23 protein-coding genes and 1 pseudogene are annotated in these 26736 nt (G+C 63.8%); 14 read left to right on the top strand and 10 right to left on the bottom strand.

Annotated elements, in window-relative coordinates; translation table 11 throughout:
- Positions 1–27: 27 nt before the first annotated feature.
- The 3 genes from IB274_RS03315 to IB274_RS03305 all read right to left on the bottom strand — a co-directional run bounded on the left by IB274_RS03315 (position 28) and on the right by IB274_RS03305 (position 3487).
- The gene (locus IB274_RS03315) at positions 28–831 is read right to left on the bottom strand and encodes a hypothetical protein (protein ID WP_225614627.1); all 804 of its coding nucleotides are present in this window, start codon (positions 829–831) and stop codon (positions 28–30) included.
- Positions 824–2893, bottom strand: coding sequence for a lipase family protein (locus tag IB274_RS03310; RefSeq protein WP_192430644.1), 2070 nt, complete (start codon positions 2891–2893; stop codon positions 824–826). Before IB274_RS03310 ends, IB274_RS03315 begins: the two co-directional genes overlap by 8 nt.
- A gap of 357 nt (positions 2894–3250) precedes the next feature.
- Positions 3251–3487 (bottom strand): YdcH family protein, encoded by a 237-nt coding sequence (locus tag IB274_RS03305; protein WP_192224029.1) that lies wholly within the window; start codon positions 3485–3487, stop codon positions 3251–3253.
- Here IB274_RS03305 and IB274_RS03300 point away from each other — a divergent pair.
- The 5 genes and pseudogenes from IB274_RS03300 to hrpA all read left to right on the top strand — a co-directional run bounded on the left by IB274_RS03300 (position 3486) and on the right by hrpA (position 11570).
- Positions 3486–3935, top strand: coding sequence for a hypothetical protein (locus IB274_RS03300; RefSeq protein WP_192430643.1), 450 nt, complete (start codon positions 3486–3488; stop codon positions 3933–3935). The two genes, IB274_RS03305 and IB274_RS03300, sit on opposite strands and share 2 nt — an antisense overlap.
- Positions 3932–5617 (top strand): long-chain-fatty-acid--CoA ligase FadD1, encoded by a 1686-nt coding sequence (gene fadD1 / locus IB274_RS03295; protein ID WP_081515857.1) that lies wholly within the window; start codon positions 3932–3934, stop codon positions 5615–5617. The genes IB274_RS03300 and fadD1 overlap by 4 nt, the downstream gene beginning before the upstream one ends.
- Before the next feature lie 39 nt (positions 5618–5656).
- Positions 5657–6529, top strand: a pseudogene (locus tag IB274_RS30055) (cache domain-containing protein); the annotation flags it as partial.
- Between the two features lie 102 nt (positions 6530–6631).
- Positions 6632–7387, top strand: a complete 756-nt coding sequence (locus tag IB274_RS30050; RefSeq protein WP_401085580.1) for a methyl-accepting chemotaxis protein — start codon at positions 6632–6634, stop codon at positions 7385–7387.
- A 163-nt stretch (positions 7388–7550) separates the two neighbouring features.
- Entirely contained in the window at positions 7551–11570 is a 4020-nt protein-coding gene (gene hrpA / locus IB274_RS03285) for an ATP-dependent RNA helicase HrpA (protein ID WP_192430641.1), read from the top strand.
- Positions 11571–11759: 189 nt separating this feature from the next.
- On the opposite strand, the gene IB274_RS03280 is transcribed toward hrpA, so the two are convergent.
- Complete coding sequence (locus tag IB274_RS03280) at positions 11760–12464, bottom strand: glutathione binding-like protein (RefSeq protein WP_192430640.1); 705 nt, start codon at positions 12462–12464, stop codon at positions 11760–11762.
- 154 nt (positions 12465–12618) lie between these two features.
- Between IB274_RS03280 and IB274_RS03275 the strand changes: the two genes are divergently transcribed.
- Complete coding sequence (locus IB274_RS03275) at positions 12619–13056, top strand: HIT family protein (RefSeq protein ID WP_138215370.1); 438 nt, start codon at positions 12619–12621, stop codon at positions 13054–13056.
- Between the two features lie 19 nt (positions 13057–13075).
- Here the strand turns inward: IB274_RS03275 and IB274_RS03270 are convergent, their stop codons facing one another.
- Positions 13076–13495, bottom strand: a complete 420-nt coding sequence (locus IB274_RS03270; RefSeq protein WP_192430639.1) for a 3-isopropylmalate dehydratase — start codon at positions 13493–13495, stop codon at positions 13076–13078.
- A gap of 174 nt (positions 13496–13669) precedes the next feature.
- Here IB274_RS03270 and IB274_RS03265 point away from each other — a divergent pair, with 174 nt between their 5' ends.
- Positions 13670–14734, top strand: a complete 1065-nt coding sequence (locus IB274_RS03265; protein WP_192430638.1) for a GGDEF domain-containing protein — start codon at positions 13670–13672, stop codon at positions 14732–14734.
- Here the strand turns inward: IB274_RS03265 and IB274_RS03260 are convergent.
- Both IB274_RS03260 and IB274_RS03255 read right to left on the bottom strand, forming a co-directional pair.
- Positions 14716–15759 carry an acyltransferase family protein gene (locus IB274_RS03260; protein WP_192430637.1) on the bottom strand — a complete coding sequence of 348 codons (1044 nt, stop codon included), beginning with the start codon at positions 15757–15759 and terminating at the stop codon, positions 14716–14718. The two genes, IB274_RS03265 and IB274_RS03260, sit on opposite strands and share 19 nt — an antisense overlap.
- 87 nt (positions 15760–15846) lie before the next feature.
- Positions 15847–17031, bottom strand: a complete 1185-nt coding sequence (locus IB274_RS03255) for an MFS transporter (RefSeq protein WP_192430636.1) — start codon at positions 17029–17031, stop codon at positions 15847–15849.
- A gap of 104 nt (positions 17032–17135) precedes the next feature.
- Between IB274_RS03255 and IB274_RS03250 the strand changes: the two genes are divergently transcribed.
- Positions 17136–18038 carry a LysR family transcriptional regulator gene (locus IB274_RS03250; protein ID WP_192430635.1) on the top strand — a complete coding sequence of 301 codons (903 nt, stop codon included), beginning with the start codon at positions 17136–17138 and terminating at the stop codon, positions 18036–18038.
- Position 18039: 1 nt separating this feature from the next.
- Here the strand turns inward: IB274_RS03250 and IB274_RS03245 are convergent, their stop codons facing one another.
- Positions 18040–18552 (bottom strand): ankyrin repeat domain-containing protein, encoded by a 513-nt coding sequence (locus IB274_RS03245; protein ID WP_192430634.1) that lies wholly within the window; start codon positions 18550–18552, stop codon positions 18040–18042.
- A gap of 424 nt (positions 18553–18976) precedes the next feature.
- Here IB274_RS03245 and IB274_RS03240 point away from each other — a divergent pair, with 424 nt between their 5' ends.
- The 3 genes from IB274_RS03240 to IB274_RS03230 are packed head-to-tail and all read left to right on the top strand — an operon-like array spanning position 18977 to position 20942.
- Positions 18977–20098 (top strand): beta-ketoacyl-ACP synthase III, encoded by a 1122-nt coding sequence (locus IB274_RS03240; RefSeq protein WP_192430633.1) that lies wholly within the window; start codon positions 18977–18979, stop codon positions 20096–20098.
- 2 nt (positions 20099–20100) lie between these two features.
- Positions 20101–20709, top strand: a complete 609-nt coding sequence (locus tag IB274_RS03235) for an RNA polymerase sigma factor (RefSeq protein ID WP_192430632.1) — start codon at positions 20101–20103, stop codon at positions 20707–20709.
- A complete protein-coding gene (locus IB274_RS03230) occupies positions 20703–20942 on the top strand; it encodes a zf-HC2 domain-containing protein (protein ID WP_138215361.1) in 240 nt (79 codons plus the stop codon). Before IB274_RS03235 ends, IB274_RS03230 begins: the two co-directional genes overlap by 7 nt.
- Positions 20943–21032: 90 nt before the next feature.
- On the opposite strand, the gene IB274_RS03225 is transcribed toward IB274_RS03230, so the two are convergent.
- Complete coding sequence (locus IB274_RS03225) at positions 21033–21947, bottom strand: DedA family protein/thiosulfate sulfurtransferase GlpE (RefSeq protein WP_192430631.1); 915 nt, start codon at positions 21945–21947, stop codon at positions 21033–21035.
- Between the two features lie 301 nt (positions 21948–22248).
- Here IB274_RS03225 and IB274_RS03220 point away from each other — a divergent pair, with 301 nt between their 5' ends.
- The gene (locus IB274_RS03220) at positions 22249–23565 is read left to right on the top strand and encodes an OprO/OprP family phosphate-selective porin (protein ID WP_192430630.1); all 1317 of its coding nucleotides are present in this window, start codon (positions 22249–22251) and stop codon (positions 23563–23565) included.
- 193 nt (positions 23566–23758) lie between these two features.
- Here the strand turns inward: IB274_RS03220 and IB274_RS03215 are convergent, their stop codons facing one another.
- A complete protein-coding gene (locus tag IB274_RS03215; protein WP_192430629.1) occupies positions 23759–24223 on the bottom strand; it encodes a GNAT family N-acetyltransferase in 465 nt (154 codons plus the stop codon).
- 145 nt (positions 24224–24368) lie between these two features.
- Between IB274_RS03215 and IB274_RS03210 the strand changes: the two genes are divergently transcribed.
- Both IB274_RS03210 and IB274_RS03205 read left to right on the top strand, forming a co-directional pair.
- Positions 24369–25508 carry an acyl-CoA dehydrogenase family protein gene (locus IB274_RS03210; protein WP_192430628.1) on the top strand — a complete coding sequence of 380 codons (1140 nt, stop codon included), beginning with the start codon at positions 24369–24371 and terminating at the stop codon, positions 25506–25508.
- A gap of 42 nt (positions 25509–25550) precedes the next feature.
- Positions 25551–26732 carry a CaiB/BaiF CoA transferase family protein gene (locus tag IB274_RS03205; protein ID WP_192430627.1) on the top strand — a complete coding sequence of 394 codons (1182 nt, stop codon included), beginning with the start codon at positions 25551–25553 and terminating at the stop codon, positions 26730–26732.
- Positions 26733–26736 lie beyond the last annotated feature (4 nt).

Below are 26736 nucleotides of genomic sequence, written 5' to 3'. Positions count from 1 at the left end.
GGCTGATCCTGGATCAGCCCTTCTTATTTATGGCTGTTTCGATTTTTCAGCCGCTAAGCGGATGGCCTCTAATTTTTGAAGCCTGGGTTCGAAGTCCCCGTTCTCCAGTATGCTCCCATCCGGGTAAGTGAATTTTGTGTAGCTTCCTTTTTCCTTGATTTTAGGGCCTTCAGAGTAAACTACGAAACTTGAGTATAGGATTGGCTCAAAATAAATTTCCTGTGCGTTAGGTGCGTTATATTTTAAATAACTGAGCCCTTCATTAGATAGGTGGAGCTTTTTTTTATGCCCGCCTAGGAAGGCTTCATCAATCCACGGGTAATAGGGTTTTTTGATTTTTAGGTTGCCATCAACTTCTATTCTAGCTCCTCCTCGAGGGGACGCGTTATCGTCGAATATCACAACAACCCCCCCCCCACTCCCTGAAGTAAGCCCTTGTCCGAAATGCTCAGGGGTTAGATAAGAGACCCCAAAAGTCACATTGCTCAATCGCCATTGGCATTCGCTGCCACCATCTTTAGGTAACTTGGCTTCATAAATATCGCTCTGACCTTGGCGTGACGGTTGAATATCCATTTGCTGATAGCCGTCACGCTGGTAAGGCTCACCATAGGCGCTGTGGTCGGTGAAAGTGCAGAGCGTTGAGCGGTACATAACTTCCATGGTTTCCGCTTTCAATTCCGCTGGCACCTTGATTCGAACGGTGACCTGCTCACTGTCTGGTGGTGGCGCCAGGCTTTGGTCCTTAGCGCAGCCGCTCAAGCTGGTGAGCATGGCGAGCAGACTGATGGATAAACGCTGCGGCATGCGGAACTGCTTTTTCTTAGCCATACGTCTTTTCCACATAAAGGTTGTCTTCCGCCACTGCTTCAAAGCGTTCCAAAGCCTCTTTGCCACCTTCAACCTCTCTGGTGGTTTCCAGGGTAGTGCCGACCAGACGCTGTAAGTTCAAGAAGGTGCGGTCGCGTACCAGTTCGTCTTCCGGCATCAGTTCGCCGTACTTGACCATTTGAGCTTCAAGCTTGCGACGGTTCTCCTGACGCTCCTGCATGCGGGTTGAGTTGATCGACTCGAGCAGCTGACCGTAGAGGTAAGGCTGGTATTCGCCCATGAAATGGTTTCGCAGGCCCCAAAGGTTGCCGCGTTTGGCATTGCGACCTTTGGGAAAGTAGCGATCCCGGCTGTCGGGTGTCAGGGACGCGTTGTAGCGCTCCTGTGCGGTACGGGCCTTTTCATCATCCGTTTCACTCAGGCTCGGAACCAGGAACAGCTTGACCTTGGCGGGAAGTGGCCGGCTGAGTGTGGTGTGATAGGGCGCGCCCAATCCCTCGCGCATCTTGTGGAAAGGGTTGTCCGAGCCACGTACGCGCATGTGCTGGCTGGTGCCATAGAAGGCCGCAATATCGCCATGGTGGTAGAACGGGTCCTGGCCTTTGATAACCATATCGGCCATTAATTGGCCTACCGACCAGACGGTGCCCAGAGTCGTCCCCAGGGGGCCGTAAAGCTTGTACAGCGAGTTTTCCAGATCGGCTTCCGGCGGGACCTCAGGAATCAGATCGGTATCGTTGACATGGCGGAAGTGCCGGACGCCGTCGAGGCATGAGACTGCTTGCAAGGTGAAAGTGCGTGGCATCCCGTACGTATACAGTAGAGGCTTCGAGTCTTTCAGGGAGGCTGCATGGATGAGTCCTAATGCGCCGCCGAGACTATGGCCGCATATGAACAGGTCTTTGTTGCTAGCAGCGCTACCAACTGTATCGCCTAGCTCGGCAACAAACTTTCTTCTAGCCAACTCATATGCGCTACGAAACCCTAAATGCACACTTCCCTTGGGCGTTAGATCAGCGCAGGGTATTTTGGGCTCGCAGTTGGCCTGGACCTCTGGTTTGACGGGGCGGAAGGTGACGTCTGTAGCCAGGTCAGGGAAAGGAAACTGCATTTCCGTGCCGCGCCAACCCACCATAACCTGCGTTTTATTGATGGCATAGAACAACTGCGTATTGCCTTCGGGTGGTGTGGCTTGCGTTGTGTCCAGCATTTCGGCCTGGGTATAGCGCTCATTGAACGGCACGTCCGTCACCACGCAGGGCGGGTTGGTCGCGCCGTCTCGCACCTTGGGTGTACGCGACAGGTCCAGGCACTGCTGGAAAAAGAACTCATCGACCGAGCCATACTCTTTGGGCTTGTCGGTGCTGTAGGCCAGCACGCTCATCAACCCAAGGTTGTAGGCGGTGACCAGGCAATACTTTGGCTGGTGATTGAGCACCAGCGACCAGGCGCGCAAGGGGCAGACTTCCAGCACATGGCGGCGGTCCAACCGCTTGTAGGGCTGACGATAGGCCACCTCACTGCCGAGGGTGTATCCAGTGAACGCTTTGTCGGGGAAGTGGTAAGGCGGTAGTGGCTCATCTTCTGCTAGTGGTGGGTCGAGTCGGGGAAGCTTGTCGCAGAGTTGGCCGATACGCAGATAGTGATAGTCATGCCCAGCCGCGAGAGCCTGCTCTTCGATTGGCGAGTGTCCTGGACGCTGCGGACTATGCAGCGGAGTGTGGTCGCCGATAGTGGGACGCTTGGGCTCGGCGCGGTTGGCGCGAAGGTGGCGGGTTTGCAGCACTTCAGCCAGTGGGTCCGCGTCGATCAGCAGCGTGAGGGGGATCGGGTTCAACCCTTCGATGCGGATCACTCCCTCGGCGTCAGCCTGCCCTCGATACTCCGGTACCACTCCTGCCCGAGTGGCGTCATTTTGTGCGCGGTACGGAAGAAAGGGGAGTGCTTTGCCCTGCTCATCGACCAGTTGGAATTCGGCCCAGTGCTGAATTTGTGCGCTGCCTTGCAGGTGCATGCCGGGGTTCAAGGTGCCCGTACGATGCGGTCGGTCGTTGTTGTCCATCATCACTTCCTTATTCCATGGATATACAGCGAAGGCGGCGGCGTTGAGCGCGCCAATGGAAGCGGTGATGGGAGCAGCTTGCGCATGGAGTGTCTGTAAGACTTGTCGGGAAATATGGCCTGATTTAGCGTCAGAGCTAACTTGGAATGTGCCGTATTGCTGCTTTGCCGTTAGGTGCAACGCACATGCTTAGGGATGATTGCCAAATTCACCGTGGCGCAGCCCTGCCGATGACCCCGGTGGGCAAGATCCTGCGCCGGGAGCTGCGCGAAACCGCGTGAGGCGAGCGTGAACGAAAAAGGGGGGCTGATCCAGGATCAGCCCCCTTTTTTATTGCTGGATGTTGGCCAGTACAGGTCAACCACCACAGCCGCCGCAGCAGCTGTTCTTCTTGCGGAGGATTTCGTAGAGATCGTCCTTGAGCTGCAGCTTCTGCTTCTTCAGCGCCTCGATGGTGTCATGGGAGGCCGGGGTGATGCCGGCTTCCATGTTCTTGATCTCCTGGTCGAGATCGTTGTGGCTATGGAAGAGCTTGGCGAAATGCGGGTCTTCGGCTTTCAGCCGGGTAATCTTTTCGCGGTATTCGGGAAACATGAGGGTTCTCCTGGAGAGTGCAGAATCACTTTGCGAGATCCCGATCCTGAAAGTGTTGAGGCAGATCATTGAAGGCGTCGCGTGGAACGGGACGAAATCGCCGGATCGAACTCTGTCGATATACCCTGTCGTGGCGACCGGCCTGACGAGCATTTCCCGTTCTTTTTTCCGATTTCATTTCCCTGAAATCCACCTTGTCGGACAATCCAACAAGGCTGCGAGCCTTCTGGCACGGGCTTTTCCGACGAGTGGAGTGTTGGTGACCGGAAAGCCTGTCTCTGGTCATTTTTCTTACGGACAAGCCTGTGTTTGGTGCTGGTCGCTGTTTCTCAAAGCTGATAATCTCGGCCCGCTTTTCGCTCCCCGAGCAGGGGAAAGCGACATAAACACAACAAAGAACCGCGAACGCGGTAAAGATGAGCTGTTGCTTAGGAGTGGGCTTCCATGACCGACAATTTCTGGAAGGACAAATACCCAGTGGGGATCGCTGCCGAGATCAACGCTGACCAGTACCCGAACATCCTCGCGGTACTCAAAGAATCCTGCCAACGTTTTGCAGACAAGCCTGCCTTCAGCAACCTGGGCAAGACCCTGACCTACGGTGAGATGTACAAGCTCTCCGGGGACTTCGCCGCCTACCTGCAACAGAACACCGATCTCAAGCCCGGCGACCGTATCGCCGTGCAGCTGCCCAACGTGCTCCAGTACCCGGTCGTGGTCTTCGGCGCCATGCGCGCCGGCCTGGTCGTGGTCAACACCAACCCACTGTACACCGCGCGGGAAATGGAACACCAGTTCAACGACTCCGGCGCCAAGGCGCTGGTGTGCCTGGCGAACATGGCGCACCTGGCCGAGGAAGTGCTGCCCAAGACCGGCATCCGCAACGTCATCGTCACCGAAGTGGGTGACATGCTGCCGCCGCTCAAGCGCTTCATCGTCAATTTCGTGGTCAGGAACATCAAGAAGATGGTTCCGGCCTACAACATCCCCAATGCGCAGAAACTCACCGATGTCCTGGCCAAGGGCCGTGGCAAGGCGGTGAAGGAAGTCTCGCCGCACAACGACGACGTCGCCGTGCTGCAGTACACCGGTGGCACCACCGGCGTGGCCAAGGGCGCGATGCTGACCCACCGCAACCTGGTCGCCAACATGCTGCAGTGCAAGGCACTGATGGGCGCCAACCTCAACGAAGGTTGCGAGATCCTCATCACCCCGCTGCCGCTGTACCACATCTACGCCTTCACCTTCCATTGCATGGCGATGATGCTCACCGGCAACCACAACATCCTGGTGACCAACCCGCGCGACCTGGCCAGCATGGTCAAGGAACTCTCGCAGTGGAAGTTCACCGGCTTCGTCGGCCTGAACACCCTGTTCGTCGGCCTGTGCAACAACGAAGGCTTCCGCAAGCTGGACTTCTCCGCACTGAAGCTGACCCTCTCCGGCGGCATGGCCCTGCAACAGGCCGCTGCCGAGCGCTGGAAGGACGTCACCGGCTGCGCCATCTGCGAAGGTTACGGCATGACCGAAACCAGCCCGGTGGTCTCGGTGAACCCGTTCCAGAACATCCAGATCGGCACCATCGGCATCCCGGTTCCGTCGACCCAGTGCAAGGTCATCAGCGATGACGGCCAGGACCTGCCGCTGGGCGAGCGCGGCGAGCTGTGCGTCAAGGGCCCGCAGGTGATGAAGGGCTACTGGCAGCGCCAGGAAGCCACCGACGAGATCCTCGACAAGGACGGCTGGCTGCGTACCGGCGATATCGCGATCATCCAGGAAGACGGCTACATGCGTATCGTCGACCGCAAGAAGGACATGATCCTGGTGTCGGGCTTCAACGTGTACCCCAACGAGCTGGAAGACGTGCTCGCCACCCTGCCGGGCGTGCTGCAGTGCGCCGCCATCGGCATCCCGGACGAGAAGTCCGGCGAGGCGATCAAGGTCTTCGTGGTGTCCAAGCCGGGCGTCACCCTGACCAAGGAGCAAGTCATGCAGCACATGCACGACAACCTCACCGGCTACAAGCGTCCCAAGTCCGTGGAGTTCCGCGACAGCCTGCCGACCACCAACGTCGGCAAGATCCTTCGCCGCGAATTGCGCGACGAAGAGCTCAAGAAGATCAGGGCTTAAGCCGATATACAAGAAACCCGCCGCAAGGCGGGTTTTTTGATGGGGCAAGGAAGCCATGTCCCTTATCTGCCTGAGGTGAACGCCTTGAACACTGCCCTCCGTTTGCGCGCCAAGGTCCTGCTCCTGGCCATCGTGCCAATCCTCCTCCTGACCCTGCTGTTATGTGCCATTTCCACCGTTGCCCTGAAGCAGCTGGCGGCCCAGCAGGAAGCGCAGATCCGCGAGAACCTCACCCAGGACCGCGAAGCCCAGTTGAAGAACTTCGTCGACGTGGCGCTGGCCGCCGTCGGCCCGGTCTACCAGGCTGCAGCGCAGGGCGATGCCCAGGCGCGCGAGCAGGGCATCGCGATTCTCAAACGCCTCGAATACGGCAAGGGCGGCTACTTCTGGGGCTACGACATCCGCTCCGTGCGTGTCTTCCAGGGCACCAGCGACGAGCGCCTGGGCGAGGATTTCAGCAGCTATCGTGATCCCAATGGCATCTACGCCATCCGCGAGCTGGTGGCAGCGGGCCAGAGTGGCCAGCACTACGTGCGCTACAGCTTCACCCTGCCGGGCGGCAACGCCATCGTGCCGAAGATCGGCTACGCCCACTTCCTGCCCAAGTGGAATTTGGTGTTCGGCACCTCGCTGAACCTCGACGACGTCGAGCGTGAAGTGAAGGAGGCCGGCGCCGCCTTCGACGCCAAGATCGATAACCTGCTGCTGCTCATGGGCGGCTCCGCGCTGGCGCTGCTGGTAGTGATCGGCGTGCTCGCCGGGCTGTTCAGCCGCACCATCGTCCAGCCCATCGTGCAGGTACGCGACAACCTCGACGACATGGCCGCCGGTGACGGCAACCTGACCCATCGCCTGAACCTCGGTCGCCATGACGAACTGGGTGAGCTGGCCGGTTCGTTCAACCGCTTCGTCGAGAAGATCCATGTGCTGGTGCAGCAGGTTGCCGGCACCACCCAACAGCTTTCCGGGTTGGTCGGCGACGTCGCCCAGCAGGCGCAGCGCTCCGAACGCGCGATGGACGGCCAGCGCCACGAAACCGACCAGGTCGCCACCGCCATCAACGAGATGACCGCCGCCGCCCAGGAAGTGGCGCGCAGCGCGCAACAGGCCGCCGATGCCGCCCAGCAGACCGACCGTGAAGGCCAGGCGGCCAAGCGAGAAGTGGACCTGTGCGTCGCGCAGATCAACGACCTGGCGGGCGAGGTGCGCAGCAGCAGCGACTCCCTCGACACTCTGCGGCAGGATGTTCAGGGCATCGTCGGCGTGCTGGAAGTGATCCGCTCCATTGCCGAGCAGACCAACCTGCTGGCGCTCAACGCCGCCATCGAAGCCGCCCGCGCCGGCGAGGCCGGACGTGGTTTCGCCGTGGTCGCCGACGAAGTCCGCGCCCTGGCCAGCCGCACCCAGCAGAGCACCGGGGAAATCCAGCAGATGATCGACCGCCTGCGCGGCACCACCGAAGGCTCGGTGAGTGCCATGCAGCGCGCCAGCGAAATGGCCGAGCGCACCCGCGGCCAGGCCAACCAGGCCGGCCAGTCGCTGGACGCCATCGCCCAGCTGATCGGCACCATCAACTCGATGAACGCGCAGATCGCCAGCGCCGCCGAAGAGCAGACCGCGGTGGCCGAGGAGATCAACCGCAGCGTGCACCAGATCGCCGGCGGCGTGGACAGCGTGGCGGACGACGCGGCCAAGGGCGCGCGTACCGCGACCGAGCTGAACGGCCTCGGCGAGCGCCTGCGCCAACTGGTAGGCCAGTTCCGCATCTGATCCGGCGGGGCGCAATGCCCCGTCAATCCGGGTCGCCAAGCAATCGGATTGGCGGCCCGTGCCGGTCTTTTGCGACAATTCCCGAATTGTCGCCATGACAGCCCATTCCAGGGACCGGCTCCGCACCTGCTCGCGCCGCTCCCGCCTGATGCCCGCGAAGCCGATGACCACAGACAGTACGCCGACCCCCGAACAGCTCCTGCAGCGCATGGATCACGCGATGATCCGCGACCGCCATCGCCTGCGCCGGCAGCTCCACGAACTGCGCAAGCACCCCGACGAGGCCAAGCTCGCCCAGTGGGCCGAGCGCTTCCAGGCCTCCTGCGCCAAGGCCGAGGCGCGTCGTGCGAGCATCCCGAAGATCCGCTACGACGACAGCCTGCCCATCGCCGCCAAGCGCGACGAGATCAAGGCCGCGCTGGACAAGAGCCAGGTGGTGGTGATCGCCGGCGAGACCGGCTCGGGCAAGACCACCCAGCTGCCGAAGATCTGCCTGGAGCTGGGCCGCGGCACCCACGGCCTGATCGGCCACACCCAGCCGCGCCGGCTGGCCGCGCGCAGCGTGGCCACTCGCGTTGCCGAGGAGATCGGCACGCCGCTGGGTTCGCTGGTCGGTTACCAGGTGCGTTTCGAAGACCAGAGCGACGACAGCACGCTGATCAAGCTGATGACCGACGGCATCCTGCTGGCCGAGACCCAGCATGACCGTTACCTCGAGCGCTATGACACGATCATCGTCGACGAAGCCCACGAACGCAGCCTGAACATCGACTTCCTGCTCGGCTTCCTGAAGACCCTGCTGCACCGCCGGCCGGACCTGAAGCTGATCATCACCTCAGCGACCATCGACCTGGAGCGGTTTTCCAAACACTTCGGCGATGCGCCAATCGTCGAGGTTTCCGGGCGCACCTACCCGGTGGAAACCTGGTACCGCCCGCTGGCAGCGGAAGTGGATGAGGACGGCGAAGCGCTGTTCGACGACCTCTCCGTGGACCAGGGCATCCTCCGCGCGCTGGACGAGATCGCCGCCCACGAGCGTGAAATCGGCAAGCGCCCCGGCGACGTGTTGGTGTTCCTCCCCGGCGAGCGCGAAATCCGCGACGCCGCCGAGATGCTGCGCAAGGCCAACCTGCGCCACACCGAAGTGCTGCCGCTCTATGCGCGGCTGACGCCGGCCGAGCAGCAGAAGATCTTCGCGCCCATGCCGGGGCGCAAGATCGTGCTCGCCACCAACGTCGCGGAAACCTCGCTGACGGTGCCGGGCATCCGCTATGTGATCGACAGCGGCACCGCGCGGATCAGCCGCTACAGCTACCGCGCCAAGGTCCAGCGCCTGCCCATCGAAGCCGTCTCGCAGGCCAGCGCCAACCAGCGCAAGGGCCGTTGCGGCCGGGTCGAGCCGGGCATCTGCGTGCGCCTGTACAGCGAGGAAGACTTCAACGGCCGCCCGGCCTTCACCGATCCGGAAATCCTGCGCACCAACCTCGCGGCGGTGATCCTGCAGATGCTCCACCTGCGCCTGGGCGACATCGAGGCCTTCCCCTTTATCGAGCCGCCGGATGGCAAGGCGATCAACGACGGCTTCACCCTGCTGCAGGAACTCTCGGCAGTGAACCGCGAGGGTCAGCTGACGCCGCTGGGCCGCCAACTGGCGCGCCTGCCCGTCGACCCGCGGCTGGGGCGCATGCTGCTGGAAGCGGCGCAACTGGGCAGCCTCCCCGAAGTGCTCACCGTGGCCAGCGCGCTATCCGTGCAGGACCCGCGCGAGCGGCCGATGGACCGCCAGCAGGCCGCCGACCAGGCCCACGCACAGTGGAAGGACCCGGACTCGGACTTCGCCGCGCTGATCAACCTCTGGCGCGGCTTCGAGGAGCAGCGCCAGGCGCTGGGCTCCAACCCGCTGCGCAACTGGTGCCGGAAGAACTTCCTGAATTACCTGCGTCTGCGCGAATGGCGCGATGCGCACCGCCAGCTGACGCTGATCTGCCGTGAGCTGCAGCTGCCCTTCGGCTCCAAGTCTGACGGCGCCCAGCGCAAGAACGAACCCGCGCGCGAACAGCCCCGGCAGCACGACAACCGTGGCCGCCAGCCGGTCGCCAAGGCGGACGAGCCAAAGGCCCGCGACATCGACTACGCCGCCGTGCACAAGGCGATCCTCTCCGGCCTGCTCAGCCAGATCGGCCAGAAGGCGGAGGAGGGCGACTACCTCGGCGCGCGCCAGCGGCGTTTCTGGATTCACCCCTCCAGCGTGATCGGCCGCAAGAAGCCGCAATGGATCATGGCCGCCGAGCTGGTGGAAACCACCAAGCTGTTCGCCCGCATGGTCGCGAAGATCGAGCCGGACTGGCTGGAGCCGCTGGCCGGGCACCTGGTGAAGAAGAACTACCTGGAGCCGCACTGGGAAAAACGCCGTGGTCAGGTCGTGGCCTACGAGCAGGTCACCCTCTACGGCCTGATCATCATCGGCCGCCGCGCCGTGCACTATGGTCCGATCGACCCCGCGGTATCACGCGAGATGTTCATTCGTGAGGCGCTGGTACGCGGCGAGATCAACAGCCGCGCCAAGTGCCTGTCGGCCAACCGTCAGTTGCTGGAGAAGCTCGACGAGTTGGAAGCCAAGGCGCGCCGGCGCGACATCCTCGCCGACGAGGAAACCCTGTTCGCCTACTACGATGAGCGCCTGCCGGCGGATATCTACCAGTCCGCCAGCTTCGAAAAGTGGTACGAGCGTGAGCACAAGCAGCAGCCGGACCTGCTGATCATGCGCGAGGAAGACGTCCTCGCCCGCGACGCCAGCGAAGTCACCGCCGGCCTCTATCCGGACCGCCTGCGCCTGGGCGACCTGCAACTGCCGCTCAGCTATCACTTCGAGCCGGGCCACGTACGCGACGGCGTGACTATTCGAGTGCCGGCGCCGCTGTTGCCGCAGCTGCCCGCCGAACGCCTGGAATGGCTGGTGCCGGGGCTGCTGGAGGCCAAGTGCATCGAGCTGGTGCGCAGCCTGCCCAAGGCCATCCGCAAGAACTTCGTGCCGGTGCCGGACTTCGTCCGCGCCGCGCTGGGCAAGATGGTCTTCGCCGAGGGCGGGTTGTCCGAATCCCTGGGCCGCGAGCTGCAGCGCATGACCGGCAGCCGCGTCCCGGAAGAGGCCTGGGCGGAAGCCGAGACCCAGGTGGAAAGCCACCTGCGGATGAACATCGAAGTGGTCGACGCCCGCGGCAAGTTCCTTGGCGAAGGCCGCGACCTCGTTGAACTCACCGCGCGTTTCGCCGAGGCCAGCCAGGCCGCGCTGGCGATCCCGCAGGCGGACAAGCCGCAGAAACCGGTGGAAGCCAAGGGCTTTGGCGAAGTCGCGGAGAAGGTCCAGCAGAAGGTCGCCGGGCTGTCGATGACGGTCTATCCGGCTCTGGTGGAAGAGGCTGGCGTGGTGAAGGAAAACCGCTTCCCGACCCAGGCCGAGGCCGACTACCAGCACCGCCGCGCCCTGCAGCGCCTGCTCCTGCAACAACTCGCCGAGCCGGCCAAGTTCCTGCGCAGCAAGCTGCCGGGGCAGACCGACATGGGCCTGCTCTACCGCGAGCTGGGCCGCGTCGAGTCGCTGGTGGAAGACATCCTGCTGGCCAGCCTGGACAGCGCCATTCTCGACGGCGAGAGCAACCTGCCGCGTGATGGCGCAGGGCTCGCCTCACTGGCCGAGAAGAAGCGCGGCGCCTGGACCGAGCATGCCGAGCGCATCGCCCGCCTGACCCTGGAAATCCTCAAGCTCTGGCACGGCCTGCAGAAGCGCTTCAAGGGCAAGGTCGACCTCGCCATGACGGTGCCGCTCAACGACGTGAAGGGGCAGTTGGCCAAGCTGGTCTGCCCCGGCTTCGTGCGCGACACGCCGCTGGAGTGGCTGAAGGAATATCCTCGGTATTTGAAGGCAGTCGAACAGCGTCTGGACAAGGTCGCCGGCCAGGTCCAGCGCGACCGTGTATGGAGCGGCGAGATGGCCGGTTACTGGGAGCAGTATTCGGCGCGCCTGGCCAAGCACGCCCAGGAAGGCAAGCGTGATCCGGAACTGGTGATGTACCGCTGGATGCTGGAGGAATACCGCGTCTCGCTGTTTGCCCAGCAACTGGGGACGAAGCTGCCGGTGTCGGACAAGCGCCTGTCGAAGCAGTGGAGCCAGGTCGAGGCCTGATGTTTTTCTCCTGTAGGAGCGAGCTTGCTCGCGAGCGAGGCGTGTCAGGCTGACACGGTTGTCCGGCGGGGCTCCAATCGTAGGGCGGATAACCTGGGACAGGTTATCCGCCGGCTCAGCGCGGCGGATAACACCGACGCGTTATGCGCCCTACGGGGCGCGGCCTTGGCTCCTACAAGGGATAAGTCCTCAGTCGCGCTTGGGAATGTTCAGCCCGCGCTGCACGGACGGCCGTGCGAGGAATCGCTCCAGCACGCGCTTCACATTGTGGAAGTTCTCAAAGCCCACCAACTCTCCCGCCTCGTAGAAACCGATCAGGTTGCGAATCCACGGGAAGGTGGCGATGTCGGCGATGGTGTAGCGCTCGCCCATGATCCAGTCGCGGCCTTCGAGGTGGCGGTCGAGCACGGCCAGCAGACGCCTGGACTCGTCCACGTAGCGCTGCAGCGGGCGCTTGTCCTCGTAGTCCTTGCCGGCGAATTTGTTGAAGAAGCCGATCTGGCCGAACATTGGGCCGATCCCGCCCATCTGGAACATCAGCCATTGCAGGGTTTCATAGCGGCCGCTGGCGCCGGGGGCGATCAGCGAGTCGGTCTTGTCGGCGAGATAGACCAGGATCGCGCCGGACTCGAACAGCGCCAGCGGCTTGCCGTCGGGACCGTTGGGATCGAGGATCGCCGGAATCTTGTTGTTCGGGTTCAGCGAGAGGAATTCCGGGGACATCTGGTCGTTGCGCTCGAAGCTGACCAGATGCGGCTCATAGGGCAGGCCGAGCTCTTCCAGCATGATCGACACCTTCACGCCGTTGGGCGTGGGCAGCGAGTACAGCTGCAGGCGGTCAGGGTGTTCGGCGGGCCATTTGCGGGTGATGGGGAACGCGGAAAGGTCTGACATGCATACTCCGGTCAGGTGAGCAGGTTCTTGAGTCTGTCCTCAGGATAGACCTCCGCGCGCCGCCGGTCATGACCCGCGCGCGACAAACCGGTATGGTTCGGGCCCACAGACAAGCAACCGGCCCGCGACGCGGTCAACAGACAAGGAACCCAGCATGAGCCTGCAAGGCACTTACGATCCGCAGAACATCTTCGCCCAGATCATTCGTGGCGAAGCCCCTTGCTACAAGCTGTACGAGGACGACGACGTGCTCGCCTTCCTCGACCTGTTCCCGCAGTCCTACGGCCATGCCCTGGTGATTCCGAAGAATTCCCCGGCGCGCAATATCCTCGAGGTCGACCCCGATGCATTGGCCAAGGTGATGCGCGTGGTGCAGCGTCTGACCGGCGTGATCGTCGAGGAACTCAATCCCGATGGCGTGCAGGTCGCCCAGTTCAATGGCGCGCCGGCCGGGCAGACGGTGTTCCACATCCATGTGCACATCGTCCCGCGCTATGCTGGCGAGGGCCTGGGCATCCACGCGGCGAACAAGGCCGATGCGGGGGAGCTGGAGAAGCTGCAGGCGCGCCTCGTTGCCCGCCTGAACGGCTGAGGCGCACCTGTGCCTGCAGTTACTCGACCGCCGGCTTGATGTCGAAACCGGTGCGGTTGTCGCTGACGATGCGGAAGGCGTTGTTGCCGCCCGGCTCCAGCGGCACCAGCAGCTCGCGGCGCAGCATGGCCTTGCTGCACAGGCCTTCGCCATCCTTGTCGCCGATGATGCCGACCACGTGCTTGCCGATCGGTACGTGGAAGCTGGCCGACTCGCCCTTGCCGATGCGCGCGGCGATCTCGTGGTCGATGGTGAAGGCGACGTAGCAGCCGCCGCCGATGTAGCCGACGTCGCGGGTGACATCGACCTTGACGCTGTCCTTGCCCGGTTGCTGGTAGGCCAGCAGGCGGTCGGTGGGGACGGGTTGGACTTCATCGCTCTGGTACGAAGCACAGCCGGAAAGCGCGAGCAGGGACAGGACGGCAAGGATCGAACGCATAGACTTCCTCCATGGACAATGCAGCCTAGGCTAGCCCATCCGACCGGTTTCCGTCGGCTGGGCTACGCACCGTAGGAAATTGGAGTAGTCTTCAGCGCATGTGTTCGGGCTGGAGTGCCCGATTGCCGCCATTCAGGCCGATCCGCCGGGCGGTCGAGCCAAGGAGCAGGGCTGATGCACCGCAACAGCGATCCCGACCATCTGTTCGACTCCAGTGCCGGACCTACCGGGCTGGAAGAGGCAGACCATCGCCTGCTGATGCGGCTGATCTTCGGTTGCACCGGAGCGACCCTGGGGTTGTTCTCGATTCTGCAGTACCTCGCCGGCAATCTCTGGCTGGCTGGCGCCGAACTGGCCACCTGCGGGCTGCTGCTGTGGGCGGCGCACCGGCTGCAGCATGTGCGCCGGCTGGTGCCGTGGATCATCGCCTACCTGCTGCCGACTTTCTGTTTCATCCTCTACATCATCGTCATGCCCAACGCCTCGGCGTCGGCTTTCGTCTGGGTCTACCTGATGCCGGTGATGGCCTACCTGCTGCTGGGCAAGTGGCGTGGCTTCCTGCTCGCCGTGCCGTTCATGCTGATCGCCACGCTGATGTACTTGCATGCCAACCACCTGCGCCTGGATGCGCCGGGGCTGATCGATATCGGCAACGGCATCTTCTGTGGCGTGCTGGTGATTGCCTTCATGCACGTCTATGAAGAGCGCCGCGCTGCCGCCTACAAGCAGCTGCGGCACCTGGCGCTGACCGATGCGCTGACCGGCGTGGCCAGCCGCGAGAGCTTCCAGCGTGCGCTGAGGCGTTGCATCCAGGAGGCGGCCCGCTACGAGACGCGGCTGGTGCTGGTGGTACTGGATGTCGATCACTTCAAGAACATCAACGACCAGTGGGGCCACGATGCCGGCGACAAGGCGCTGCAGCACCTGTGCAATCGCCTGCGCCACCGCCTGCGCGCCACCGACCTGATCGGCCGGCTGGGCGGCGAGGAGTTCGGCCTGCTGCTGCCCTTCACCGACCGCTTCGATGCCAAGCCGCTGGTGGAATCCCTGCGCCGCGACATCGACGAGGCGCCGCTGATGTACCACGGGGAGCGCATCGAGATTTCCGCCACCTTCGGCCTCGCCGAGTGGCCGGGCGATGGCCTGGATGCCGATGAGCTCTACCGCTGTACCGACCGCCGCCTCTATCGCGGCAAGGCCGAGGGGCGCAATCGGCTGGTCTACAGCGACCCGGCCTGAGTGCGCTTCGCTGCCAGCGGCTCGGCAATCCGCGCATAGGCTGTGCGCACCTGGCGGGCCATCTTCCGTTCCACCCATTCGTAGCTCAGCCAGGACAGCAGCAGGATCGCCGGCACGCTGACGCTCAGCGTCTGATAAGGCGTCAGTCCCAGTCGCTCATGCAGCCAGTAGGCGGCCAGCCAGAGCACGATCACGTGCAGCAGGTACACCGAATAGGACCAGTCGCCCAGCGCGTGCAGCACTCTGCTGCGCTCGAACAGTGGCTCCAGCGCCACGCAAGCGGCGAGCAGTGCGGCGGCGGGCAGGCCCCAGGTCAGCAGGCGCCAGGGATGGTCGGCGGGGAACAGGGCGATGGTGGCCACTGCCATGGCGGCCGTCAGCAGGGCCAGCGGCCGGGGGAGGTTCAGCCAGCCGCGCCGGTACAGCGCCGCGAGCCCCAGGCCGAGAAGGAACTCGAAGATGATCGGATTGCGGTAGAAGTTGCTGAGCCAGGGTTCGCGCGCCAGTACCTGCGCCACCAGCAGCACCAGCGCCGTCACCAGCCAGGGGCGCCAGCGCTCGGCGACCAGGAAGGAGAGGGCGAACAGGCCGTAGAAAAGCATCTCGAAATTCAGCGTCCAGCCCACCGGCAGCACCGGGTACAGGCCGAAACCACCGGGGTTTTCGCTGGGGATGAACAGCAGCGAGAGCAGCAGCGACTTGCCGCCGACGCCGTAGATCGGCATCACGTCGGCGAAGGCGTAGATGATCAGCGCGGTGATCGCCGTGTACAGCCAGTACGCCGGTGCGACGCGGGCCAGGCGCTGGACCAGGAAGGTCACCGGTGACATCGGCCGACCGGCGCTGGAGAGGTAGATCACGAAGCCGCTGAGGACGAAGAAGATGTCCACCCCGACCTGGCCACGGGTGGAGAGGAGCTTGCCGCCGAGGCTGTCGGCGCGGAAGTCGAAGAACACCTGCATGAAGTGATGGAACACCACCAGCCAGGCGGCCAGTGCCCGCAGTGCCTGAAGCGAAACCAGCATGAGTGGGCGAGTCCTCCGTCGGTGGATAAAAGAAAGGGGCGCGACTTTGCGCGCCCCTTTCCTCGACAGTAGGGTTTCGCCGATCGTTCACCGGGCCTGCTGGACGGTCGCGGCCGGCATCTCCGGGTCACGCTCCTGGCGCAGGCACAGCAGCGCCGTGATGATGGCCGCCACCGGCAGCGTGGCGCCGACCCAGGGCAGCGCGGCGAGGCCCGGGCCGTGGTCGATGGTCATGCCGCCGAGCCAGGCACCCAGGGCGTTACCCAGGTTGAAGGCGGCTATGTTGAAGCTGGCCGCGACACTCTGGCCTGCGCCGTGGGCCTTCTCCAGCACCCACATCTGCAGCGGCGGCACGGTGGCGAAACCGGCGGCGCCGAGCAGGGCGATGAAGATGACCACGGCAACCCGGTTCTCCAGCGCGAAGCTCATCAGGCCCATGACCACCGCCAGCGCGACCAGGCTGCCGAGCAGGGCGGGCACCAGTTTGCGGTCGGCGAGCTTGCCGCCCAGCAGGTTGCCCAGCACCAGCCCGCCGCCGAATACCAGCAGCACCGGCGACACCGCACTTTCGGAGAAACCGGCGAGGCGGGTCAGCAGCGGCGACACATAGCTGAACACGGTGAACACGCCGCCGAAGCCGAGCACGGTGGTCAGCAGGCCGAGCAGCACGGCCGGGCGCTTCAGCACGCGGAAGTCATCGCGCAGGTTGCCGGCGGCCGGCGGTGCGCTGTGGCGCGGCAGGTAGATCGCCAGGATCGCCAGGGCCAGCACGCCAATGCCGGTCACCACCCAGAAGGCCGCACGCCAGCCATAGAGCTGACCGAGCCAGGTGCCCAGAGGCACGCCGAGGATGGTGGCGACGGTGAGACCGGTGAACATCAGCGCGATGGCCGAGGCGCGGCGTTCGGCTGGCACCAGGCTGGTGGCGACCACCGAACCGACTCCGAAAAAGGTGCCATGGGCGAAGGAGGTCAGCACCCGCGCCGCCATCAGCGTGGCGTAATCCGGCGCCAGGGCACAGGCGAGGTTACCGAGGGTGAAGATCACCATCAGCCCGAGCAGGGTGCGGCGTTGCGGCCAGCGTGCGGTGAGGGCGGTGAGCAGCGGAGCGCCGAGCACTACGCCCAGCGCATAGCCGGAGATCAGCAGGCCGGCGGCGGAGATGGACACGCCGAAGTCATGGCCGACCTCCAGCAGCAATCCCATGATCACGAATTCGGTAACGCCGATGCCAAAAGCACCGGCGGTCAAGGCATACAAGGCAATAGGCACGAGGGTTCTCCCCAGGGGATTCGAAGAATGGCCGCCACCTTATCGCCGTGCGCATTGCTGATATAGACTGCTTGTAAGCAAATCACCTGTGAATTGAATTCAATATGGCTCGCCCCGACGTCAACCGCTTCGGCGAAATGGAAGTGTTTATCCGCGTGGTGGAAACCGGCGGTTTCACCGCCGCCGCGCAGCAGTGCGGGATGACGCCCTCGGCGGTGAGCAAGCTGGTGGCACGCCTGGAGGATCGCCTCGGTGCGCGGCTGTTCAACCGCTCTACCCGACGTCAGCAGCTCACGGCTGAAGGTGCGGCGTTCTACGAGCGCAGCCTGCGCATCCTTGCCGATCTGGATGAAGCCGAGCGCGAGGCTTCGGTCAGCGCCGAACCGCAGGGCAGGGTGCGCATCAGTTGCAACCTGCCGGTGGGCCGGCAGTTCCTCATCCCGGCGCTGCCGCTGTTCTTCGAGCGCTACCCAGGCGTGAGCCTCGACCTGCAACTGACCGACGAAGTGGTGGACCTGCTGGAGGTGCGCGCTGACGTCGCCATACGCAGCGGCCCACTGCGTGACTCGCGACTGGTAGCGCGCTCGCTGGGGGAATCCGGACACAAGGTCGTCGCCTCGCCCGACTACCTGGCGCGGCATGGTACGCCGCTTCAGCCGAGCGATTTGGTCCGGTACAACGGCGTGGGCTTCAGCTATCGACGAATCGAGCCGGACTGGCCGTTCCTCGGTGGCTCTCTGGAGCAGGCCGAACCCAACGGCAACGTGCAGGCCAGCGATGGCGACAGTGTGCGTCACCTGGCGCTGGCCGGATTGGGGCTGGCACGGCTGGCGGAATTCCAGGTGCGTGAGGATATCGCTGCCGGGCGGCTGGTGGAGGTGCTGGCAGGCTTCAATCCCGGCGACCGCAAGCCGATGCATGCGCTCTACCTGGGGAAGCCGGGACACCTGCCGGCACGGGTGCGCGCGGTGCTCGACTTCCTCGCCGAGCACGTGCGCATCGACTGACTCAGGCGGCTTCGAGCAATGCCAGGGTATCGGCCGCGCCCATCATCTTCGCCGCGGCCAGCGCCGTCAGGCCGCTGGCGTCACGGGCCTCGCGGTTGGCGCCGTGTTCCAGCAGGCAACGGACGATTTCCGGACGATTGAACATCGCCGCCATCATCAGCGCGGTCTTACCGCATGGGGATGCGCCTTCCACCTGCGCCCCACGGCTGAGCAGCAGGCGAACCATCTCCAGGTCGCCCTTGAAGGCGGCGCCAGCCAGCGGTGTCTGCCCGGCGTTGTTGCGCAGGTCCGGGTCGGCGCCGTGGTCGAGCAGCAGGCCAACGGTGTCGTGGTGGCCGTAATAGCTGGCCAGCATCAGCAGGCTGTCGCCCTTGTGATTGCGCAGGTTGGCCGGCAGGCCCTGCTGCAGCAGTTCCGTCAGGCGCGGGGTATCGCCCTGGCGGGCAAGATCGATCACCTGATTGGCGAATTCCAGGGTCTGTTCGTCCATTTCCGGGCGGTTCGCGGCACTCATCCTGAAGTCTCCTTGGCAAAGTCGGGAATGCACTGAAGGATAAGGACTGGTGCGCCTGGGCGCGCCAACACTGTGCCTATGGTGCCGGTGGAAAATTTCAATCCGTTGCTCCAGGGCAGGCGTGGCGTGATTTATGTCCATGATCTTGCGCAAATGCCGCCCTCGCACGGCGACTTTTCGGCGAAAATTGCAGCATAATCAGCGATCAGCGGTTGCACCTGGGGTGAAACCGCAAACCGCCGGGCGGGCAAAGGTGCCCACCGTCGGTGGGAGTGGCACACTGCCCTGTTGCGGGGATCGCCATCCCTAAGCCTTCGCGCCAGGACGCGGAGCGACGAATATCCAGTGCCGGCCAATGGGCGGGCACCTTGATGCCTAACCTTGCCGCCCGGCCCGGCGGCGCAGATTGAGAAGAGGATTGACCGTGCATAAAGTCGTGATCAGCGGAACCGGCCTGTATACCCCGCCGTTCAGCATCTCCAACGATGAACTGGTGGAATCCTTCAACAGCTACGTCCGCAGTCACAACGAGCAGAATGCCGAAGCCATCGCCAGGGGCGAGGTCGAGGCACTGTCCGAGTCCAGCTCGGCGTTCATCGAAAAGGCTTCCGGTATCAAGAGCCGCTTCGTGGTGAACAAGGAAGGCATCCTCGATCCGCAGCGCATGGCGCCGCGCATTCCGGAGCGCTCCAACGAAGACTGGGGCATCCTCTGCGAGATGGCGACTGCCGCCGCCAAGCAGGCCCTGCAGCGCGCCGGCCGTACTCCCGAAGACATCGACGGCGTGATCGTCGCCTGTTCCAACCTGCAGCGCGCCTACCCGGCCGTGGCCATCGAAGTGCAGGCTGCCCTCGGCATCCAGGGCTTCGGTTACGACATGAACGTCGCCTGCTCCTCGGCCACCTTCGGTATCCAGGCCGCGGTGAACAGCGTGCAACTGGGCCAGGCCCGCGCGATCCTCATGGTCAACCCGGAAATCTGCACCGGCCACCTGAACTTCCGCGACCGCGACAGCCACTTCATCTTCGGTGACGCGGCCACCGCCGTGGTCATCGAGCGTGCCGACCAGGCCACCAGCGAGCACCAGTTCGAGGTGGTCAGCACCAAACTGCTGACCCAGTTCTCCAACAACATCCGCAACAACTTCGGCTTCCTCAACCGCGCCGCGGAAGAGGGCATCGGCACCCGTGACAAGCTGTTCGTGCAGGAAGGCCGCAAGGTGTTCAAGGACGTCTGCCCAATGGTGGCCGAGCTGATCGGCGAGCACCTGGCGCAGAACGACATCCCGGTCAGCGACGTGAAGCGCTTCTGGCTGCACCAGGCCAACCTGAACATGAACCTGCTGATCACCCGCAAGCTTCTCGGCCGCGACGCCGAGGCGCATGAAGCGCCGGTAATCCTCGACACCTACGCCAATACCAGCTCGGCGGGTTCGGTCATTGCCCTGCACAAGTACCAGGACGACCTGCCCGCCGGCTCCATCGGCGTGCTGAGTTCCTTCGGCGCCGGCTACTCCATCGGCAGCGTGATCCTGCGCAAGCGCTGATCGTGCCCGCCGACGACAGTGAGCTGTTGTCACGCCTGCTGGCCGGTGACCAGCAGGCCTTCCGTACCCTGGTAGCCACCTACCAGGGCGCGATGCGCGCCGTGGCCATTGCCATCGTCGGCGCCGCCCATGCCGATGAAGTGGTGCAGGACGCCTGGCTCGCCGCTGTGCGTAACCTGGACGGCTTCCAGGGGCGCTCCAGCCTCAAGACCTGGCTGCTGACCATCACCGCCAATACCGCCAAATCCCGCCTGCGCAGGGTTCGCCGCGACGTCTCCTTGGACGACCTGCCTGCGCCTCACGGCAGCCTCGACGAAACCCGTTTCGCCGCTGACGGCCACTGGAGCCCGGCGCCGCTGGCCTGGCACGAGGACTCGCCCGAAGCCCTGCTGGCCGAGGACGAACTGCGCCAGTGCCTGGAAAAGACCCTGCTGAGCCTCTCCGACCTGCAGCGTAGCGTGTTGCTGCTGCGCGAGCGTCAGGGGCTGGAGTTGGAGGAGATCTGTAATCTGCTGGAGGTTTCGCTCTCCAATGTCCGGGTGCTGCTGCACCGTGCGCGGCTGAAGGTATTCGCCACCGTGGAGCACTTCGAGGAGACCGGGGAATGCTGACCTGCAAGGAATTGGTGGCGCGCTCGAGCGACCTGCTGGACGAACAGCTGGGCTGGCGCGAGAAGCTCGCGCTGCGCCGACACCTGCTGCTGTGCCGGAACTGCCGGCGCTACCTGCGGCAGATGCGTCTGGCCCAGGCGACCCTGCGCTTGCTGCCGGAACCGCCGCGCCCTGACTCGGAACGCCTGGCCGACCACCTCGCCGAATTGCGCCGCGATAGCGCGCGGCGATGAATCATTCGGACCTGTGCAGTCGGCGCGGGATGAACACCTCGTAGCGCTTGCCGGATACGTCCGTGCGATGACGGTCCTGCAGCCGAATCCTCAGCCCAGACTTTGCGCCCGCCACGCATCCAACCCACCCGAAAGCGCCCAGGTGCGCGGGTGTCCGAAGGCCTGTAGCCGCTCCGCCAGTATCGCCGCGGAAAGCTCGTGGGGGCAGGCGCAGTAGATCACTACGTCCTTGTCCGCCAGGCTGTCACCCAGTTCGTCCAGCGCGCCGTCCAGGCTGAAGGCGATGGAGCCGGGAATCGCCTCGTCATCGAACTGCGCACGCACGTCGAGAATCAGTGGCGGCTCGCCAGTGTCCAGGCGCGCGCGCAACTCGTCGACGCTGATGCGCGGAATCCGCGAGGTGCGCTTGAGCAGGCTGAAACGCTGCCAGAGCTTCCAGGCGATGAACAGCGCGAAGGCACCCAGCAGTGCGGCGACGCCAACGCTGGCGTACTCGGTCAGCACGTCGAGGATGCGGTCCACCGCGTTGCTGAAGATGCTCCCGAGCAGCAGTGCGGAGCCGGCCCAGAGCGCCGCTCCGGCGCAGTCGTAGGCGAGGAAGCGCGCTATCGGCGTGCGGGTCATGCCGGCCATGGTGGTGGTCAGCGCACTGGCGCCTGGGAGGAAGCGCGAGATCAGCAGGGCGCGCGGGCCGACGCGCAGGTAAAGGCTCTGGCTCTGGCGAATGCAGCTGTCCGGCGACAGCGAGACCTTGCACACGCTGCGCAGCATGAAGCCGCCATAGCGCCGGCCGGCGCAGAACCAGATCAGGTCGGCGATCAGGCACGCGCATACCGCCACCGCCAGTGCCTGGCCCAGCGGGACACCGCTACCTTGCAGCGCCAGGGCGCCGGCGACGATCAGCGCCGGGTAGGCAGGGATCGGCAGGCCCAACTGCTCGAGTAGGACGTTGAAGAACAGCAGGGTGAGGCCGTGCTGCTGGATCAGGGGCTGCAGTTCGTGCATGGGAAAGCCTGAGCGGGGAAGGTCTTCCAGGGGAGGGTGACAGCATACCGGCAAAGCGGACGTCAGAAACTGCCTGCAAGCCTAGTGGGACATGGCCTAGGACGGTTATGCCATAAGGGAATCAAAAGTTCCTTTGTAATAAAAGTTTTATCTACGAGCAACTGATCTGAAATAACCCCTCGCCAAGATTCCCAGCAACACAAACGGGGGCCGCCAGAACGGCCTGTGCGAGTCCTTGGGGGGCGCGCAGCAGCCAGGCACTCGGCGTGTTCAACGCAAATACCATTAAGGGGAATCTTCGATGATCCGTAAGCACTTCGCCGGTTACGCCGCCACTGCCCTGGCACTGGCCGTTTCCGCCCAGGCTTTCGCAGGCACAGTCACCACCGATGGCGCCGATATCGTGATCAAGACCAAAGGCGGTCTTGAAGTCGGCACCACCGACAAGGAATTCAGCTTCAAGCTTGGTGGCCGTCTGCAAGCGGATTACAGCCGCTTCGATGGTTTCTACACCAAGAACGGCAACAACGGTGACGGCGCCTACTTCCGCCGCGCCTACCTGGAACTGGGCGGCACTGTCTACAGAGACTGGAAATACCAGATCAACTACGACATGTCCCACAACTCCGGTAACGCTGACAACGGTTACTTCGACGAAGCTTCCTTCAGCTACATCGGCTTCGCTCCGGTGACCCTGAAGTTCGGCCGCTTCGACCCGGACTTCGGCCTGGAAAAAGCCACCAGCTCCAAGTGGGTCACCGCTACCGAGCGTACCTCCGCCTACGAACTGGCTGACTGGATCAACACTCACCAGGACGGCATGGGTGCCCAGGTTGGCGGCGTGGTCGCCAACATGGCTTACCTGGACGCCGGCGTGTTCGCCAAGGACGCCGACGACACCGACGGTGACAGCGTCAAGCAGTTCAACTTCCGCGGCGTGTTCGCTCCGCTGAACACCGACGGCAACGTCCTGCACGTTGGCGTGGACTACGCCTACCGTGACCTGGATGACACCGCCTTCGACTCCCGCATCCGTCCGCGTCTGGGCATGCGTGGTATCGCCACCAACGGCGGTAACGACGCTGGCGACAACGGCAACCGTGCTACCTTCGGCGGCGCCACCCTGAGCCCGGCCGGTTCCTACAAGGATGACTCCACCTGGGGTGCTGAATTCGCCTACGCCATCGGCCCGTTCTCCGCTCAGGCCGAATACCTGAAGCGCAAGCTGAAGGCTGATGCCGACGCTTACGAAGACATCAAGGCTGACGGTTACTACGGCCAACTGGCCTACACCATCACCGGTGAATCCCGCGTGTACAAGCTCGATGGCGCCAAGTTCGACACCATCAAGCCGTCCAACAAGGAAATCGGTGCCTGGGAAGTCTTCTATCGTTACGACCACATCAAGGTCGATGACCCGAACGTGGTCGTGGCTACCGCCACCCGCGACGTGGGCGATACCAAGGCCAGCACCAACACCATCGGTGTGAACTGGTACGCCAACGAAGCCGTGAAGGTCTCCCTGGACTACGTTCACGTCAGCACCGACGGCATCCGCAACGCCAACGGCGACGACGACGGCAACGGTGTCGTGACCCGTCTGCAGTACGTGTTCTAAGAACTACATCGCTACCGTTCGACTCCTTTGTGTGAACCCCGCTTCGGCGGGGTTTTTTTATGGAGTCGGAAAATTACCTTCCTACGAACACGGAAGCTCACGCTCGCGTAGGAGCGGATTCATCCGCGATCGGTGTGCCCGGCGTAGGCGGTGAGCTATCGCTGACAAAGTGCGCTCCTATGCCCCTGCTGGATCAGCGGAGTAAGGGCCCCGCCGGCCGTCGGCGAAATTCGAACTCGAGCAGTTCGTCGAACGGGTTGCCCATTTCCAGCCGTGTCCAGCCCAGCTTGATAAGGAAAGCCAGTGCCGCCAGGTTGTCCGGTCTCACGCTAGCCCGCCACAAGGGGTTGCTCTGCAGTTCCGGTCGGCCCATCACCAGCGCCATGACTGCGCGCCCAATCCCCGAGCCGCGTAACTGCGGGCGCACGGCGAGATCGGTCACGAAGTAATACGGACGCGCCGGAGTGGGCAGGCAAACTCCAACCACCGCCACCAGCTGGCCACCGCGCAGAATGCTGTACTGGGCCTTGTCCGCATCGTTCAGCACCTGTTCCAGCCAGTAGCGGTCCATCGGGCCCAGTTGCGCGTCGAGTAGTGGATCGTCGAACCAGCTTTCGTACGGTGGGATGTCATCCGCCTGGAAAGGGCGAATCTGCATGCGGGCGCTCTCCGGTGCAGCTTTGGGAAGTTTCACACTCGCATTTGCTGGGCGATTGCGTCAATCGACCCTGAGCGCTCGCGTCATTGAGGCCGCGCGCAGCCAGCACCTACCCTGCGGGCACTCAACCCACTGGGAGTCGACCATGCTGCGCAATCACTTCGAGACCGAGCACAACCTGTTCCGCGATGCGTTCCGTACCTTCCTCGACAGGGAAGTGGTGCCTCACCAGGAGGAATGGGAAGAAGCCGGCGTGGTCGACCGCAGCGTCTGGCGCAAGGCGGGGGAAATGGGCTTCCTGCTGCCCTGGGCGGAAGAGGAGTACGGCGGTACCGCGCTGAAGGATTTCCGCTACGAACAGATCATGTGTGAGGAATTGGCCGCCATCAACGAGCCGGGTTTCATGATCCCGCTGCACTCGGCGCTGTGCGGCCCCTACATCGCCGAATACGGCAACGCCGAGCAGAAAGCCCGCTGGCTGCCGGGCATCATCCGTGGGGAAAGCATCCTGGCGGTAGCGATGACCGAGCCGTCGGCCGGCTCCGACCTGGCCGGCATGCGCACCACGGCGGTGGACAAGGGCGACCACTTTGTCCTCAACGGTTCCAAGGTGTTCATCTCCAACGGCCTGTTGGCGGACTTGGTGATAGTCGCGGCCAAGACCGACCCGGTGAACAAGCACGCCATGGGCTTGTTCGTGGTTGAACGAGGCATGGAAGGCTTCGAGCGCGGGCGCAACCTGAAGAAGCTGGGCATGAAGAGCCAGGATACCGCCGAGTTGTTCTTCAACAACGTGAAAGTGCCGAAGGAAAACCTGCTGGGCGACGCCAAGGGCGGCTTCTTCTACCTGATGAACATGCTGGCTCAGGAGCGACTGACCAACGCCTGCGGCGCGGTGGCCGGCGCGGAGGCGGCACTGAACGCGACCGTCGACTACGTGAAGGAGCGCAAGGCCTTCGACCGCCCGGTGGCGCACTTCCAGAACACCCGCTTCAAGCTCGCCGAGATGCGCACGCAGATCGACGTGGCGCAGGTTTTCACCGACCGCTGCGTGATGGACCACAACCAGAAGAAACTCACCCCCGAAGTGGCTGCCGAGGCCAAGCTGTTCACCACCGAGCTGCTGTGCAAGGTGGTCGACGAAGGCGTGCAACTGCACGGCGGCTGGGGTTACATGTGGGAGTATCCGATCTGCAAGATGTACGCGAACGCGCGCATCCAGCGCATCTTCGCTGGTACGTCGGAGATCATGAAAGAGATCATCAGCCGCGGCATGAAGCTCTGAGGCGCGGCGCCCACGCATCGATTGAGCGAAACAGGAGTGCCCATGAACGGCCCGCTCGCCTCACTGAAGATCCTCGATTTTTCCACCTTGCTGCCGGGGCCGTTCGCCTCGCTGCTGCTGGCCGACATGGGCGCCCAGGTGCTGCGCGTGGAATCCCCGACGCGCATGGACCTGGTGCGCGTGCTGCCGCCGCACGTGGATGGCACCTCCGCCAGTCACGCCTACCTCAATCGCAACAAGCGCTGCATCGCGCTGGACCTGAAGCAGGCCGAGGCAGTGGAGGTGGTGAAGCAACTGGTGCAGGAATACGACATCGTACTGGAGCAGTTCCGCCCCGGCGTGATGGACAAGCTGGGCGTGGGCTACGAGGCGCTCAAGGCGATCAACCCGAAGCTGATCTACGTGTCGATCACCGGCTACGGCCAGACCGGTCCCTTCCGTGACCGCGCGGGGCATGACATCAACTACCTGGCACTGGCTGGCATTGCCAGCTACACCGGTCGTCGCGAGAGCGGCCCGCTGCCGCTGGGCGTGCAACTGGCGGACATCGGCGGCGGATCGCTGCATGGCGTGATGGGCCTGCTGGCAGCGGTGATCCATCGGCAGCAGACGGGGGAGGGGCAGCAGGTCGATGTGAGCATGACCGACTGCGCCTTCAGCCTGCACGGCATGGCTGGCGCGGGCTATCTCGCGGCGGGCGTGGAGCCGGAGATGGAAGGCCTCGCACTCAACGGTGGCAGTTTCTACGACTATTACCGCACCCGCGATGGCCGCTGGTTCTCGGTGGGCAGTCTGGAGCCGCAGTTCATGCAACAGTTCTGTGCTGCCATCGGCCGCCCGGAACTGGCCGCGCGCGGGCTGTCGCCCAAGCCGGAAGACCAGCAGGCGCTCAAGCGCGAGATCGCCATCGAGTTCGAGAAGCAGGATTTCGTCCAGTGGCAGGAGCGCTTCGCCGCACTGGACGCCTGCGTCGAGCCGATGCTGTCACTGGCCGAGGCGGTGGAGCATCCGCAACTGCGCGAGCGTGGCGTAGTCACCCAGGTGCCCAATGGCAAGGGCGGTGAGCAGCGGCAGGTGGCCTGCCCGATTCGCTTCTCCGCCGGCTTGCCCGAGCCACGTCACATAGGCGCTGCGCTGGGCGCGCACACTGCGGAGGTGATGGCGGAGCTGGGTTACACCGACGAGCAGGTCGCAGCACTCAAGGCGGCGAAGGTCATCGCCTGAGTCG

It is taken from the genome of Pseudomonas sp. PDM18 (assembly GCF_014852585.1).
In the GTDB taxonomy this organism is placed as follows: Bacteria; Pseudomonadota; Gammaproteobacteria; order Pseudomonadales; family Pseudomonadaceae; genus Pseudomonas.
This window is presented reverse-complemented; position numbering and strand designations above follow the sequence as displayed.